Source organism: Salinicola sp. 4072 (genome assembly GCF_036663415.1).
GTDB classification, from domain to species: domain Bacteria; phylum Pseudomonadota; class Gammaproteobacteria; order Pseudomonadales; family Halomonadaceae; genus Salinicola; species Salinicola salarius_A.
This window is the reverse complement of sequence record NZ_JAXOVV010000001.1, coordinates 79695-93871: the sequence shown is the minus strand read 5'-3', so window position 1 is coordinate 93871 and position 14177 is coordinate 79695. Positions and strand designations below refer to the sequence as shown.

13 protein-coding genes are annotated in these 14177 nt (G+C 63.1%); 9 read left to right on the top strand and 4 right to left on the bottom strand.

All coding sequences use genetic code 11. The features are described from left to right. Nucleotides 1–36: 36 nt before the first annotated feature. Together R3F72_RS00395 and R3F72_RS00390 are read left to right on the top strand one after the other, a co-directional pair. Entirely contained in the window at nucleotides 37–825 is a 789-nt protein-coding gene (locus tag R3F72_RS00395) for an enoyl-CoA hydratase/isomerase family protein (protein WP_332778618.1), read from the top strand. 392 nt (nucleotides 826–1217) lie between these two features. After that, a complete protein-coding gene (locus tag R3F72_RS00390; RefSeq protein ID WP_110631396.1) occupies nucleotides 1218–2405 on the top strand; it encodes a CaiB/BaiF CoA transferase family protein in 1188 nt (395 codons plus the stop codon). 41 nt (nucleotides 2406–2446) lie between these two features. On the opposite strand, the gene R3F72_RS00385 is transcribed toward R3F72_RS00390, so the two are convergent. Next, nucleotides 2447–3394, bottom strand: a complete 948-nt coding sequence (locus tag R3F72_RS00385) for a LysR substrate-binding domain-containing protein (protein WP_332778617.1) — start codon at nucleotides 3392–3394, stop codon at nucleotides 2447–2449. A gap of 141 nt (nucleotides 3395–3535) precedes the next feature. Between R3F72_RS00385 and R3F72_RS00380 the strand changes: the two genes are divergently transcribed. Both R3F72_RS00380 and R3F72_RS00375 read left to right on the top strand, forming a co-directional pair. Beyond that, nucleotides 3536–4915, top strand: a complete 1380-nt coding sequence (locus tag R3F72_RS00380) for an L-serine ammonia-lyase (RefSeq protein ID WP_303856252.1) — start codon at nucleotides 3536–3538, stop codon at nucleotides 4913–4915. A 149-nt stretch (nucleotides 4916–5064) separates the two neighbouring features. Beyond that, nucleotides 5065–5799 (top strand): Crp/Fnr family transcriptional regulator, encoded by a 735-nt coding sequence (locus R3F72_RS00375; RefSeq protein WP_332778616.1) that lies wholly within the window; start codon nucleotides 5065–5067, stop codon nucleotides 5797–5799. Between the two features lie 47 nt (nucleotides 5800–5846). Here R3F72_RS00375 and R3F72_RS00370 read toward each other — a convergent pair whose 3' ends face one another. After that, nucleotides 5847–6821, bottom strand: coding sequence for a LysR family transcriptional regulator (locus tag R3F72_RS00370; RefSeq protein ID WP_110631387.1), 975 nt, complete (start codon nucleotides 6819–6821; stop codon nucleotides 5847–5849). 183 nt (nucleotides 6822–7004) lie between these two features. Between R3F72_RS00370 and R3F72_RS00365 the strand changes: the two genes are divergently transcribed. The 3 genes from R3F72_RS00365 (at nucleotide 7005) to R3F72_RS00355 (ending at nucleotide 10282) form a co-directional block, all read left to right on the top strand. After that, nucleotides 7005–8114, top strand: a complete 1110-nt coding sequence (locus tag R3F72_RS00365; RefSeq protein ID WP_071232589.1) for an S-(hydroxymethyl)glutathione dehydrogenase/class III alcohol dehydrogenase — start codon at nucleotides 7005–7007, stop codon at nucleotides 8112–8114. Nucleotides 8115–8257: 143 nt separating this feature from the next. Continuing rightward, nucleotides 8258–9115, top strand: a complete 858-nt coding sequence (gene fghA / locus R3F72_RS00360; protein ID WP_087719246.1) for an S-formylglutathione hydrolase — start codon at nucleotides 8258–8260, stop codon at nucleotides 9113–9115. A 225-nt stretch (nucleotides 9116–9340) separates the two neighbouring features. Then, nucleotides 9341–10282: an ABC transporter substrate-binding protein gene (locus R3F72_RS00355; protein ID WP_332778615.1), complete on the top strand. Its 942-nt coding sequence runs from the start codon at nucleotides 9341–9343 to the stop codon at nucleotides 10280–10282. An 18-nt stretch (nucleotides 10283–10300) separates the two neighbouring features. Here the strand turns inward: R3F72_RS00355 and R3F72_RS00350 are convergent, their stop codons facing one another. After that, nucleotides 10301–11125 carry an alpha/beta hydrolase fold domain-containing protein gene (locus tag R3F72_RS00350; protein WP_332778614.1) on the bottom strand — a complete coding sequence of 275 codons (825 nt, stop codon included), beginning with the start codon at nucleotides 11123–11125 and terminating at the stop codon, nucleotides 10301–10303. A gap of 140 nt (nucleotides 11126–11265) precedes the next feature. Here R3F72_RS00350 and mtgA point away from each other — a divergent pair, with 140 nt between their 5' ends. Beyond that, nucleotides 11266–11973, top strand: coding sequence for a monofunctional biosynthetic peptidoglycan transglycosylase (gene mtgA / locus R3F72_RS00345; RefSeq protein WP_087719249.1), 708 nt, complete (start codon nucleotides 11266–11268; stop codon nucleotides 11971–11973). Between the two features lie 10 nt (nucleotides 11974–11983). Here the strand turns inward: mtgA and R3F72_RS00340 are convergent, their stop codons facing one another. Further along, nucleotides 11984–12682, bottom strand: a complete 699-nt coding sequence (locus R3F72_RS00340; RefSeq protein ID WP_303856264.1) for a GntR family transcriptional regulator — start codon at nucleotides 12680–12682, stop codon at nucleotides 11984–11986. A gap of 219 nt (nucleotides 12683–12901) precedes the next feature. Here R3F72_RS00340 and R3F72_RS00335 point away from each other — a divergent pair, with 219 nt between their 5' ends. After that, on the top strand, nucleotides 12902–14173 hold the full coding sequence (locus tag R3F72_RS00335; RefSeq protein WP_332778613.1) for a pyridoxal-phosphate-dependent aminotransferase family protein: 1272 nt from the start codon (nucleotides 12902–12904) through the stop codon (nucleotides 14171–14173). Nucleotides 14174–14177: the final 4 nt, after the last annotated feature.

Sequence of the window (14177 nt, the reverse complement as noted above, 5' to 3'; positions counted from 1 at the left end):
AAACCCGACCCGGCATCGACCAGGAGAACCCCTACCATGACCCAGGATGACGAGATCCGTTGCTACCAGCGTGGCGCGATCGGCTGGATTCGCTTCAATCGACCCGAGGCCCGCAACGCGATGACCTGGCACATGTACGAAACCATGATCCAGGCCTGCCAACGATTCGACGAAGACGAGGAGATCAAGTTGATCGCCTTTCGCGGCGAGGGCGGCGAAGCGTTCGTCGCGGGCACCGATATCAAGCAGTTCGTCGACTTCCGCGAGCGCGGCGACGGCATCGACTATGAACGCCGGATCGATGCGGTGATCGGCGGGATCGAGCGACTGGAAACACCGACGGTCGCGCTGATCGACGGCTACTGTGTCGGTGGGGGCGCGGCCATCGCGATGGCCTGCGACTTCCGCTACGCCAATGGCGCTTTCAAGTTCGGCATTCCCATCGCCAGGACGCTGGGCAACTGCCTGTCGATCACCAACGTCTCGCGGCTGGTCGATCTGATCGGGATCGTGCGCACCAAGCGCGTGCTGATGCTGGCAAAGATGATCGGGGCGGAGGAGGCGCTGTCCGTCGGCCTGATCGACGAGATCGTCGACAGCGAAGCCCTCGACGAGACAGCGGCGAAGCTCGCCGAGAAGCTGGCCGGGCATGCGCCGCTGACGATGCGCGCGGCCAAGGCCTGCATCAACCGCATTCTGGATCGGCGCCGCCCCGGCCATGATGCTGCCGATGACCTGATCGCGCTGTGCTACACCAGCGAAGATTTCCAGGGCGCCGTCAGGCGATTCGTCGACAAGACCCCGTACACCTGGCAGGGCCGCTAGGGTCTGTTGACGTTTCAGCGCGAACCGCGTTGCTGCGCCAAATGGCGCCAGGCCAGGCGCGGGATGCAGAGAAGGGTGGTTCCCTTTTCCAATCCCGCAACGCCGCATGGCGCCATTTGCCGTGCAACCCGAAGGGCCGGGCCAGTTTTTGCACGGTGCTGCGTTATTCGTCGTTCATTTGGAATGACCAAACTACGCTCCTCACGCCTTGCCCCGCACAAAAACTGGCTCCGGCGCGGCCGTGCATGAAACGTCAACAGACCCTAGCCGCCAACCGGCGCCGCCTCGCTCCCATCGGTGACTGGCGTGGACTCGCTGTCGAGTTCACGGCGGGGGCGTGCGTCGATCAATCGCTCTATTCGCCGTTTCGAAGACAGGCAAGGAGAATCGCCATGTTACCGCTGGAAGGCATGAAGGTACTCGATATCTCGCAGATCATGGCCGGGCCATACTGCACCATGGTGCTGGGAGACATGGGCGCCGACGTGATCAAGGTCGAGAAGACCCAGGGCGGCGACGACAGCCGTCAGATGGGGCCATACGTCAACGACGAGTCCACCTGCTTCGCGCAGATCAACCGCAACAAGCGCAGCATCTCGCTCAATCTCAAGGAGCCCGACGGGCTGGCGCTCTTCTATGAACTGGCGCGGGAAGCGGATGTGGTGGTCGAGAACTATCGGCCCGGCGTTACCCAGTCGTTGAAGATCGACTACGAGACGCTCAAGGGCATCAATCCCGGCCTGGTCTACTGCTCGATTTCCGGCTACGGCCAGACGGGGCCGTATCGGCGCAAGGGCGGATTCGATCTGGTCGCCCAGGGCATGACCGGCTTGATGTCGATGACCGGCGAGCCCGGCCGGCGGCCGTTGAAGACCGGCGTGGCGGTCTACGATATCGGCGCCGGGATCACCGCGATCTACTCGATACTGGCGGCCTACATTCACAAGCAGAAGACGGGGGAGGGGCAACTGGTGGACGTGGCGATCGCCGAGTGCGGCCTGCCCTGGTTCACCTGGGAAGCGGCGGCCTACTTCGCCGAAGGGCGCGTCCCGCAGCCGACCGGATGGCGGCACCGAGTCTCCGCGCCTTACCAGGCGGTCAAGGTTCGCGACGGCTACATGATGCTGGGATGCGCCAACCAGCGCACCTGGGAGCGGTTCTGCAACGACGTGCTGCAACGGCCTGATCTGACCGCCGATCCTCGCTTCGTCACCAATAGCGACCGGGGAAAGAACGTCGATGCGCTGGAGGCGCTGCTGGAAGAACTGATGTGCACGGCAGACCGGCAGCACTGGCTGGCGCTGTGCGATGAAGCCGGCGTACCAGCCGGGCCGATCAACGACTTCGCCCAGGCGATGGACGATCCGCACTACCGGGAGCGGGGCATGGTGCAGGAGTTGGACCACCCGGTGATCGGGCGCATGCAGACCATCGGCTTCGCCAGCAAACTATCCCAGACGCCGTCTCAAATTCGCCGGCCGGCGCCGGTCTTTGCCCAGCATACCGACGAGGTGCTGGCGACGCTGGGCGTCGAGGGAGAGCGTCTGGCGGCGCTGCGCGAGCGCGGGGTCGTGCGCTAGACGCTTTTCAGATAGCTCTCAGGCCTTGCCCGCAGATTGACTCATTCTGCGGAGTCTACAAGCGGGGCGGTCTCCACGGATCGCCGCGCTTCCTCCTCCAGCCAGTCGTGAACCGCTCGTACGCGGCGGTCGTCCAGCGCCCCTTGCTGATAGACCAGGCCGTAGCGCTTGCCGGTCGCCACCGAGCCGGCGAACGGCGCGATCAGGCGTCCGCTGTCCAACTCGTCGCCGATCAGCGTCCGGCGCGCGATCGCCACGCCCATGCCGGCGATCGCCGCCTCCACCGTCAGCTGGTTGCGGTTGAACGTGTAGCCTCGGCGTACGTTGACCTGTTCACCGCCAATCGCCCGCAGATAGTGCTCCCACTCCGCATAATCGTGGCTTCCGCGCCAGGCCGTGACGTCGTGCAGCAGCGGATAGTAGCCCAGCGCCTCGGGGGTGGTGAGCGGTGGGCGCCGTCTGAGCAGCTGCGGCGAGCAGACGGCGAAGATCTTCTCGTCGATCAACGGCGTGGTCTGGAGGCCCGGATAGTGGCCGTCGTTGAGATCGATGGCCAGATCGTAGCCGCCGTCGAGCAACGAAAGATTGCTGTCTTCCGCCGTGACGTGCAGCTCGATATCGGGGAAGCGGGCCTGCAGCCGCGGCAATCTCGGCATTAGCCACTTGGCCAGAAACGACGGCAGGCAGCGTAGCCTGAGCACGCCGCTCATGACGCCGCCGCGCAGGCGGTCGACCTCCAACCCGACGGCATCGTAAGCCTGAGCGACGACCTGGGCCAGCCGTTCCCCTTCTTCCGTCAACGCCAGCTGGCGCGGCAGACGCCTGAACAGGCGAAAACCGAGCCGCTCTTCCAGCTGTTTGATCTGCTGGCTGACGGCGCCGGTGGTGACATGAAGCTCCTCCGCTGCCCGAGTGAACGACAAGTGGCGGGCGCTGACGGCGAAGACCTTCAGCCAGGCATGGGTTTGTGCATTGAGTGACTGGATCATGGTTTAGCAAGGCTATAGGTGTTGGCAGTTTTTATCGATTGTTCCTGATGTAACCGGCGGCCAGACTGAAGTCAAACTACATCATGCGCTGGGTCCGAAAACGACGGGTTCTGGCGCCCGAGCGACATCGGAGGTAGCCGCATGACATTCAGCGTATTCGACCTGTTCAAGATTGGTATCGGGCCTTCCAGTTCGCATACGGTCGGACCGATGCAGGCTGCCCATGATTTCGTCGCGACCCTGCGCGAACGCGAGCTGCTGCACGCGGTGACCCGGATGTCGGTCACGCTCTACGGCTCGCTATCGGCCACCGGCAAGGGGCACAACACCGATAGCGCGGTGATAGGGGGGCTCATGGGAGCGCGCCCGTTGACCGTCGATCCCGATGACCTGGCGCTCAAGCTGGCAGCAATGGCGCGGGACGGAGAGCTGAAGCTGGCTGGCGTGCACGCGGTGGCATTCGATGCGGCGCGGGACATCGAATGGTGCGACGAGATTCTCGACTACCACACCAACGCCTTGCGCCTGGTCGCCTCCGACGATCATGGGGTCATCTACGACAATACGTATTACTCGGTCGGCGGCGGTTTCGTCGTCGATGCCGAGCAGGCGGCGCAGGGCGATGCCGTCACCTCCACGGTGAAGGTGCCATACCCGTTCAAGAATGCCGTCGAGCTGCTCGATATTTGCCATCGTGAGGGGCTTTCCATCAGTGACGTGATGCTAGCCAACGAGCAGGTCTGGCGCAGCGAGTCGGAGATCCGCGATGGGCTCTGGCAGATCTGGCTGGCGATGAAGGCGTGTGTCGATAGCGGGCTGGATCAGCAGGGCGTGCTGCCCGGCGGGCTGAACGTGAGGCGTCGCGCTCCGGCACTGCATCGGCGTCTCATGGCGCTGAACAACGAGAAGAGCCTGATCGCCAGTACCTTCTCGGCGATGGACTGGGTCAACCTGTTCGCGCTGGCGGTCAACGAGGAGAACGCCGCCGGGCGCCGGATGGTCACCGCGCCGACCAACGGGGCCGCGGGGATCGTGCCTGCCGTGCTGCACTACTACATGAAATTCCAGCCGGATGCCTGCGAGCGGGATGTCGTTCGTTTTCTGCTGACTGCTGGCGCGATCGGCATTCTGTGCAAGACCAACGCCTCGATCTCCGGAGCGGAAGTGGGCTGTCAAGGCGAGGTCGGCTCGGCCTGTGCGATGGCCGCCGCCGGGCTGGCGGAGCTGATGGGAGGCTCCCCGGCCCAGGTCGAAAACGCCGCCGAAATCGGGCTCGAACACAATCTGGGGCTTACCTGTGATCCCATCGCCGGTCTGGTCCAGGTGCCCTGTATCGAACGCAACGCGATTGCGGCAGTCAAGGCCATCAACGCCGCGCAGATGGCGCTTTGCGGCGACGGCGAGCATTTCGTCTCTCTCGACAAGGTCATTCGGACCATGCGCGAGACCGGGCGCGACATGCAGGACAAATACAAGGAGACCTCCCGCGGCGGACTGGCGGTGAACATCATCGAATGTTGAGTATTCAACCTTGAAAATAGCGGTAGCGTCCCGATTCTTGTGCTTAAGTCGTGAACCCTGACGCGGGATAACGACAATCCTGGCTGGCTATGCCAATATCGATTTCCGTAATCTGGCGATCGCTAAAAGCATGAACAAGGGCAAGGGTAATGAGCCAAGACAGTTGTATCGTCCGTCATTTCAGACATTACGGTGAGCTTTCCAAAAACGATGAAGCGTTGCTGGTCGAGCTCGAGCAGAGTCCGACCGAGATCAAGGCCGACGAGATCCTGTGGCAGGAGGGAGACCCGGCGCGTGAATTCTGTACGCTCAGCAAGGGCTGGGCCTACTCCTTCCGCCACATGGAAGATGGCTCCCGGCAGATTCTCGAGATCTATCTGCCCGGCGATATCATCGGACTGCGGGAATTCGCCTTCAAGGAGCGCCTGACCGGCGTCGCCATGCTCGAGGATGGCGTCGTGTGTCACTTTCCCCATCGGCGTCTGATCGATATCTTCCGCGAATCGCTGATGCTTTCGACCATCTTCTTTGCCATCTCGTCTCATCAGCAGGCTCTGTTGACCGAGCGTCTCGTCAACCTCGCCCGACGCAGTGCGCGTCAGCGTCTGGCACACCTGATCTACGAAATGTACGTGCGCCTGGACCGCACCAAGGCACGCCAGGGCAACAGCATTCGTCTACCGCTGTCCCAACAGCATCTCGGCGATGCGCTGGGGCTGTCGTCGGTACACGTGAGCCGGACGCTGACCGCCTTTCGCGAGCAAGGGCTGTTGCTGCGTTCGCGCCAGCGTATCGAGCTGCCCGATCCCGAGGCGCTGGCGCGGGAGGCCGAATTCGGCGACGCCTATCTCAACGATGGCATCGATCACTTCTTCAATCATTGATCCACCTGCCTGCCACCGACCTGCCTTATCCCTGATCTCCCTGTTTTCTAGCGCTGAGCTTCTGACGTCTTGGACGATGGCGTCTCTGGCGATGGCGGCTCAGCGGCCGTGACGTCCGGTATCGGCGAGTCGCGGCCGTCTGCGGCAATCGCCTCGGGCAGTCTAGCCGACAGGAAATCGACCAACAGACGAATCTTGGACGAGAGCTGGCGGTGGCGCGGATAGACCGCCCAGACGGCGGTATCGGTAAACTGGTAGCGATCGAGCACGGCCATCAGCCGGCCTTGCTGAATCGCCGTCTCGACATAGTAATCCGGCAACTGGGCCAGCCCGATTCCCTTGCAGGCCGCATCCAGCAGCGCCGGACCGGAATTGCCGCGCCAATTCCCCGACACCCGGATCTCGCGGCGTTGACCGTCGACCCGGAACAGCCAGCTATCCCGCGATCCGACCAGGCAGTTGTGGTGGGCGAGCTCGGAAAGGCTGTGCGGTGTCGGTCGCCGCTGGAAGTAGTCGGGCGCGCCGACGACATACTCGCGGCGCTGGCAGAGCCGTCTGGCCAGCAGGCTAGAATCCTTGAGCACGCCCATGCGGATGGCGACATCGAAGCCTTCGTCGATCAGCTCGACGGTACGGTTGGTGAAATGCAGGCGTACATCGAGCTGCGGATAGCGGCAGTGGAAATCGTTGACCAGCGGCGCGATGTAGCGCTCGCCGAAGGTGGTCGCACAGCTGATGGCGAGTCTTCCCTGGGGCTGGGACTGCAGTTCGTTGAGCGCGGCCTCGGCCTCGGCGAAGCCGTCGAGCAGCGACCGGCAGTGCTCGTAGTAGATCGCACCGCCATCGGTCAGCCGAATCTGGCGGGTCGTCCGATAGAGTAGTGGCGTTCCCAACGACTGCTCCAGCTGGCTGACCAGCCGACTGACATGGGAATTGGAAACCTTCAGCGACTGGGCGGCGCGAGAGAACGTACCCAGACGCACCACGGCGACGAAAGCCTCGATACCCTCCCAGCGCGACATGGCGACTCCTTCAAACTGTTACGAGAACGATTGTTGCTACATGGCAATAATCATGTGCCGAATGCAATGTTTATTGCCTGGCAGCGAACGCCTAGACTGACGCAAAACCCGTCGCCATGTCATCAGCCGAACGACGTGCGACCCCTCGAATCCAAGCATTCAAGCGCAAAGGGAGATAGCCCGATGAAATCGCGTGCCGCAGTCGCCTGGGAAGCAGGCAAGCCGCTCTCGCTGGAAGAGATCGATGTGCAGGGCCCCAAGGCGGGCGAAGTCATGGTCCGCATCGTTGCCACCAGCGTCTGTCATACCGATGCCTACACGCTCTCCGGTAAGGATCCCGAGGGTCTGTTTCCGTCGGTGCTGGGCCATGAAGGCGCCGGTATCGTCGAAGAGGTGGGCGAGGGCGTCACCGGCCTGAAACCCGGCGATCACGTCATCCCGCTCTATACCGCCGAGTGCGGCAAGTGCAAGTTCTGCCTCTCGGGCAAGACCAACCTGTGCGGCGCCGTCCGCGCGACCCAGGGCAAGGGCCTGATGCCGGATGGCACCACGCGCTTCTCCAAGAATGGCACCTCGCTGCACCATTACATGGGCACGTCGACCTTCTCCGAGTACACCGTGCTGCCGGAAGTCTCGCTGGCCAAGGTGTCGAAGGAAGCGCCGCTGGACAAGATCTGTCTGCTGGGCTGCGGTGTCACCACCGGTATCGGTGCCGTTCTCAACACCGCCAAGGTCGAGCCGGGCGCGACCGTTGCCGTGTTCGGGCTGGGTGCCATCGGCCTGGCGGTAATCCAGGGCGCGCAGATGGCCAAGGCCTCGCGCATCATCGCGATCGACGTGAACCCGGACAAGTTCGAGCTGGCGCGCCAGTTCGGGGCGACCGAATTCGTCAACCCTAAGGATTACAGCGATCCGATCCAGCAGGTGATCGTCGATCTCACTGACGGTGGCGTCGACTATTCGTTCGAGTGCATCGGCAACGTCAACGTGATGCGTTCGGCACTGGAGTGCTGCCACAAGGGCTGGGGCGAATCGATCATCATCGGTGTCGCCGGTGCCGGCGAGGAGATCTCCACCCGCCCGTTCCAGCTGGTGACCGGCCGCGTCTGGAAGGGCTCTGCCTTCGGTGGCGTCAAGGGCCGCACCGAGCTGCCGGGTTACGTCCAACGCTACATGGACGGCGAGATCAAGATCGACGAGTTCGTGACCCACGACATGCCGTTCGATCGGATCAACGAAGCCTTCGAGCTGCTGCATGCGGGCAAGAGCATCCGTACCGTTCTGCATTTTTGAGCCACGAGCCACGGACTACGAGCGCAGATCAAAAGCGCAAGAGCCCGGTTTTGGGGCGCATGGAGAGTAGGCGCCGGTTCCGGGGCGCATGGAGAGTAGGCGCCGGTATCGGGGTGCATGGATAGAAAGCCAAGGAGAGCATCATGTCGATGAGCGAACAATTGGAGCTCGTCTCGGCCACCAAGAGCTTCGGTGGCTGGGTCAAGCGCTACAAGCATTACTCGCGGGCGCTGGATTGCGACATGATTTTCGCGATCTATCTGCCGCCGCAGGCCGAAGAGGGCCGGGTGCCGCTGATGTGGTGGCTCTCCGGTCTGACCTGCAACGACGAGAACTTCATGCAGAAGGCCGGCGCGCAGAGGATGGCTGCCGAGCTCGGCATCGCGATCGTGTGTCCGGATACCAGCCCGCGCGGCCTGGATCTGCCCGGCGAACACGACAGCTACGATTTCGGCTCCGGCGCCGGCTTCTATCTCAACGCGAAGCGGGAACCGTGGTCGAAGCACTACCGGATGTACGATTACGTCACCGAAGAGCTGCCCTCGGTGGTGCGGCTGCACTTCCCGGTCAATGGCCGCGAATCGATCAGCGGGCATTCGATGGGCGGACACGGTGCGCTGGTGCTGGCGCTGCGCCAGCCGGGGCGCTATGCCGCGGTCTCGGCATTCGCGCCGATCGTCAATCCGAGCCAGGTGCCGTGGGGCCAGAAGGCGTTCGAGAACTATCTGGGCGACGATGTCGGCCTGCGCACGCAGTACGATACCTGCGAGCTCGTTGCCAAGGGGTCGTCGCGTCAGCCGCTGTTCATCGATCAGGGCGAGGCGGATAACTTCCTCGCGGAGCAGCTCAAGCCCGAGCGGCTGGAGGCGGTCTGCGAGGAGCATGACCATCCGCTGACGCTGCGCCGGCATCCCGGCTATGACCACAGTTATTTCTTCATCGCCAGCTTCATCGACGACCACCTGAGTTATCACGCCGAGCGGCTTTACGCCAAGCGGTGACGGGGCGTCAATCTCAACATCGATCGAACCCTGGCCCGCCTGGCCGATGCGCAGGCGGGCTTTTTTCTCTTTGCGCTTCGAGCGCGGTGGATGCGATGACAGCGCTTACCGGCTACCGATGACGATTGGTGCGTATTTTGCGTCGCTTCCGGTCAATTCATTGTCTCCTGAATCGGCAGAGTAGTAGAGGAGTTCCATTCGATAACAACTTCAAGGAGACGCTTCATGGGTCATTCGAACGTGAAACGCCGGGTCGTGGCTGCCGCACTGCCGCTGACGCTGCTGGCAGCCGGATCGGCGCAGGCCGATCTCGATACCGTACGCTTTGGCGTGCCGCCGTGGCCGGGGGTGACGGTGAAGTCCGAAGTCGCCTCGCAGATCCTCGAGGCGATGGGTTACCAGACCCAGCAGAGCGAGCTGGCCGTCGGCGTCATTCTTAACGGTCTGGCCAACGATGACCTGGATGTCTACCTGGGCGGCTGGTATCCGATCGAGGAGGAGATGATCGAGCCGCTGGTGGCCGACGACAAGGTCGACAAGGTAGCCAAGAACATCAGCAACGCCAATTCCGGGCTGGTGGTGCCGGAGTACGTTCACGAGGCGGGCGTGAACAGCGTGGCCGATCTCGATCGCTACAAGGATCGCTTCAACGGCGAGATTCAGGGCATCGAGGCCGGTACCGGCATCAACGATGCGATCCTCGCCGCGATCGACGAAGACGCGGCCGGGCTGGGCGACTGGCAGCTACGGGAAAGTTCGACATCTGCCATGCTGGCGTACGCCGACCAGAGGATCAGCGACAAGCAGTGGGTCACGTTCGTCGGCTGGGAACCGCACTGGATGAACGTCAGCTATGACCTCTACTATCTGGAGGATTCCGACGATAGCGGCACGGCGGATATTCTCAGCACGGTGTGGACCGTAGTGCCAGCCGATCTGAAATCGAAGGATGCCAACCTCTATCGCTTCCTTTCCCAGTATCAGGTCGATATCGAAGCTCAGAACGACTGGGTCTACGAGTACAGTCACGAGGAGCGCCCGGCCGACGAGGTTGCCAGCGAGTGGATTCGCGATCACTACGATACCGTTGCCCAGTGGCTGGATGGCGTCACTACCAAGGATGGCAGCCCCGCGATCGACGCCGTCAAGGCGCAGTTGGGTAGCTGACCGCCGTCAGCGCTCTCTCTACGATTCGCCGTCGAGGCGCCGTTCGACCGCCTGGCAGAAGTCCTGCCAGGCGGTTTGCATTTCCGGCAGATCGCCATGTCCGTGCAGGGCGGCGTGTACCATGTCCGGCGCGCAACGATAGCCGACCGAAGCGCCATTCCGGCGCCAGGATTCGATCGCCTGCTCAAGCGGTCGCGTCAGCGGATCGCGCTCCACGGCCAGTGTCTCGATGATTCTGGCCGGAGGTACGGCGGCGTCGACATCGGGCGCGTCAGGCGCCGCCATCTGCCACAGCGACAGAATGTCCGCTCGCGACAGCAGCGGCCCGTCTTCCCCCAGCGTCTCGACGGTGGGCGTACCCACAACCGGGTAGATCAATCCGAGCAACCCTTTCCATTCGCTGGTGTGGGCGACATCGATCGCCAACCTGCCGCCGGCGCTGTCGCCGATCACTGCCACCGGGCCAACGGTTTCGACGACCGCACGACAGTCGGCCAGCGCTTCGGCATAGCTCGCTTCCGGCAGTAGCCGATAGTCGATGCTGATCACCTCCCGCCGCAGGCGTTCGGCCAGGTTCGCGGTAATGCCGTGATGGCTGTCGACCGAGCCCAGGCTCCATCCGCCGCCGTGCAGGTAGACGACATTGCCTTCGACGCAGCCGGCAGGGCGGAAGCGACGCACGTCGACCCCGCCCATGACTTCATCACGGATCTGCATGCCGGCCGGATCGGCCACGCGCCGCCGCGCATGCAGCGCCTCATACGCCCGGCGTTGTGACGGCAGCGACGAATCGCTGCCGTCGTCGGCAGGCGTGAATTCGCGGATGAAGTCTTCGATGGTCATGTCGCTTCCTCCGTGGTTGTCTGCGAGCGTGTTTGTCTATGACCGTAGTCTTGCGCTTAGTAGTCTTGTGCTTGCCGGACCCATGCCGGCAAGCCCTTGTTATACTAGGCTCCTACTCTTTCGACCAAGAGCTCTCGCTCATGCCCTCAGGTTGGCCGCGCACGTTCCTTCGTTACTTGTTGATCGCTATTGCGGCTTTCGTCGGGCTGTCGGTATTGTTCGTGCTGGTGTTCCGCTTCGTGCCGGTGTTCGGCTCCATGGTGATGGCGGAGCGCAAGGTAAGCTCCTGGTTCCAGGGCGATAACCTGACCATCGAGCAGCAGTGGGAGCCCTGGTCCCGGCTTTCCGACAACGCCAAGATGGCGGTGATGGCGGGAGAGGACCAACGCTTCCCGGACCACTGGGGCTTCGATGTGGCGCAGATCAAGCGCTCGATCACCCAATGGTCGGACGGCGGCGATCTGCGGGGCGCCAGCACGCTGACCCAGCAGACCGCCCGCAACCTCTTCCTGTGGACGGGGCGAAGCTGGATTCGCAAGGGGCTCGAGGCGTGGTTCACGCTGCTGCTCGAAGCGCTGTGGCCCAAGCAGCGCATTCTGGAGGTCTATCTCAACATCGCCGAATGGGATACCGGCGTGTTCGGGCTGGAGGCAGCGGCGCAGCACTATTTCGGCACCTCCGCGGCCAACCTCAGCGTCTCCCAGGCCAGCCACCTCGCCGCGATTCTGCCCAACCCGCGCGGCTGGAGCGCTTCCCAGCCTTCCGCTTACGTTCAGCAGCGTGCCGCCTGGATCCAGCGCCAGATGCGCAACCTCGGCGGTACCGCCTTTCTACGACGGCTGGAGTGATTCCGTCGTTCTATTCCGCGTCTTTCCAGTCCGCCAGCACGGCGTCTCGCTTTTCCAGCAGGTGACGCTCCATCAGCGCTCCCAGCCTCGCTCCGTCGCGGGCCTCCAGCGCGCTCAACATGTCGCGATGTTCCTCCACCGCCTTGCGCCACTTGGCTTCCGTCCGGTTGGACGAGAGCCGCAGGGGATGCAGGCGGCGGTTGAGCGAGAGATAGGTCTGACGCAGGGCATCGTTGCGCGCCGCGCGATTGATCAGGTCGTGAATGCGCTGGTTGGCGTGGTAGTAAGCCGGTAGGTCCTGGCGCTGCCAGTGGCCCAGCATCGCCTCGTGGGCCGCCCGAATTTCGGCCAGCTCTTCCTCGGTGACACGGAGACACGCCAGTTCCCCGGAAAAGCGCTCCAGCGCGCTCATCAGCTCGAAGGTGTCGCGAATTTCCTGACGCGTCATGCGGGTCACGAAAGTGCCGTAGTTAGGGGATATCGTCACTAGCTTTTCGGCGGCGAGCACGCGCAGCGCCTCCCGCAAGGGCGTGCGCGAGACCGCCAGCCGATCCGCCAGTTCACGTTCGTTGATGCGCTCGCCGGGCTCGAGGCCACCTTCGGTAATCAGGTCGTGGAGACGCTCCACGATCTTGTCGTGCAGGGCGGCGCGCTGGATACGCAGCGGCCGTGCCGTGGTATCGAGTATGGTGTCATCGGTCGTTTGCATGCATTGAACCCAGTTAGGTCTTTCCTTCTTTCTATCGCAAGCGTTCGGCGCTGGCTACTGCTCCATTGCGTCGCATCGGTGGGGAGCGATGCAATACCGTGTCGCGACGGCTTGCGACTTATGTCGAGGTTTGTCGGCAAGCGATTATTCGGCATATTGCGTAATGAATGCAAAAAACCATGTGGGGCGGCTTTCCGCTTCACTCCTGGAGATGCCGCCATGCTCAAGCTCGATCAACATCCTTCTGGCCGCCATTTTCTGCAGATCCCAGGGCCTTCCCCCGTACCGGATCGCATCCTGCGGGCGATGAGTCTGCCCACCATCGATCACCGAGGCCCGGAATTCGGCGAGTTGGGGCTTGAGGTACTGGGCAAGATCAAGAAGATCTTCAAGACCGAACATCCGGTCATCATCTACCCGGCCTCGGGGACGGGCGCATGGGAGGCGGCGCTTTCCAATACCTTGAGTCCCGGCGACTCGGTATTGATGTTCGAGACCGGGCACTTCGCCACGCTGTGGAAGCAGATGGCGCTTCGACTCGGGCTCGAGCCGGAATTCCTGTCATTGCCGGCGTCGCAGAGCTGGCGCTACGGAGTGCAGCCGCAGCTCATCGAAGAGCGATTGCGCGAGGATCGCGAGCATCGGATCAAGGCGGTGTGCGTCGTGCATAACGAGACATCCACCGGCGTCACCAGCGATATCGCCGCCGTGCGCCGGGCCATTGATGCCGCCGGTCACCCGGCACTGTTGCTGGTCGATACCATCTCGGGGTTGGCGAGCGCTGACTATCGCCACGACGAGTGGGGTGTCGACGTCACCGTGTCCGGCTCGCAGAAAGGATTGATGCTGCCGCCCGGAATCAGTTTCAACGCGCTGTCGCCCAAGGCGATCGAGGCAAGCCAGCGCTCGACGATGCCCAAGAGCTTCTGGGCCTGGGACGAGATTCTCACCGGCAACGCCAACGGTTACTGGCCCTACACGCCCAACACCAACCTGCTCTACGGCCTCAACGAAGCGTTGGACATGCTGCTGGAAGAAGGCCTGGATCAGGTCTTCGCCCGCCACGAGCGCTGGGGCGAAGGCGTGCGTCGCGCGGTCAACGCCTGGGGGCTGGAAATCCAGTGCCAGGAGCCGGCGCTCTATTCGCCGGTATTGACGGGAGTCGTGGTGCCGGAAGGGATCGATGCCGACGAGGTCCGTCGAACCATTTACGATCGCTTCGACCTGTCGCTGGGCACTGGGCTCGGCAAGGCCAAGGGGCGAATGTTCCGCATCGGCCATCTCGGCGACTGCAACGACCTGACCCTGATCGCCACTCTTGGTGGCTGTGAAGCCGGGCTCAAGCTCTGTGGCGTCGAGCTGTTCGGCAGTGGCGTACAGGCCGCGCTGGATTTCTTCGCCGACAATCCGGCGCCCGGCACGCCGGCGGCGCGCAAACTGGCGGCGGCTGAACCGAAGGGTCACTCACAGGCCGGTGCCGTCCGCGCCTGACAGG

What these genes read in the sequence shown, in the direction of transcription:
- R3F72_RS00390 (WP_110631396.1), top strand. Translation starts at nt 1,218, where the DNA reads ATGTTACCGCTGGAAGGCATGAAGGTACTCGATATCTCGCAGATCATG.
- mtgA (WP_087719249.1), top strand. Translation starts at nt 11,266, where the DNA reads ATGCCCTCAGGTTGGCCGCGCACGTTCCTTCGTTACTTGTTGATCGCT.
- R3F72_RS00335 (WP_332778613.1), top strand. Translation starts at nt 12,902, where the DNA reads ATGCTCAAGCTCGATCAACATCCTTCTGGCCGCCATTTTCTGCAGATC.
- R3F72_RS00395 (WP_332778618.1), top strand. Translation starts at nt 37, where the DNA reads ATGACCCAGGATGACGAGATCCGTTGCTACCAGCGTGGCGCGATCGGC.
- R3F72_RS00365 (WP_071232589.1), top strand. Translation starts at nt 7,005, where the DNA reads ATGAAATCGCGTGCCGCAGTCGCCTGGGAAGCAGGCAAGCCGCTCTCG.
- R3F72_RS00380 (WP_303856252.1), top strand. Translation starts at nt 3,536, where the DNA reads ATGACATTCAGCGTATTCGACCTGTTCAAGATTGGTATCGGGCCTTCC.
- R3F72_RS00385 (WP_332778617.1), bottom strand. Translation starts at nt 3,394, where the DNA reads ATGATCCAGTCACTCAATGCACAAACCCATGCCTGGCTGAAGGTCTTC.
- fghA (WP_087719246.1), top strand. Translation starts at nt 8,258, where the DNA reads ATGTCGATGAGCGAACAATTGGAGCTCGTCTCGGCCACCAAGAGCTTC.
- R3F72_RS00370 (WP_110631387.1), bottom strand. Translation starts at nt 6,821, where the DNA reads ATGTCGCGCTGGGAGGGTATCGAGGCTTTCGTCGCCGTGGTGCGTCTG.
- R3F72_RS00375 (WP_332778616.1), top strand. Translation starts at nt 5,065, where the DNA reads ATGAGCCAAGACAGTTGTATCGTCCGTCATTTCAGACATTACGGTGAG.
- R3F72_RS00340 (WP_303856264.1), bottom strand. Translation starts at nt 12,682, where the DNA reads ATGCAAACGACCGATGACACCATACTCGATACCACGGCACGGCCGCTG.
- R3F72_RS00355 (WP_332778615.1), top strand. Translation starts at nt 9,341, where the DNA reads ATGGGTCATTCGAACGTGAAACGCCGGGTCGTGGCTGCCGCACTGCCG.
- R3F72_RS00350 (WP_332778614.1), bottom strand. Translation starts at nt 11,125, where the DNA reads ATGACCATCGAAGACTTCATCCGCGAATTCACGCCTGCCGACGACGGC.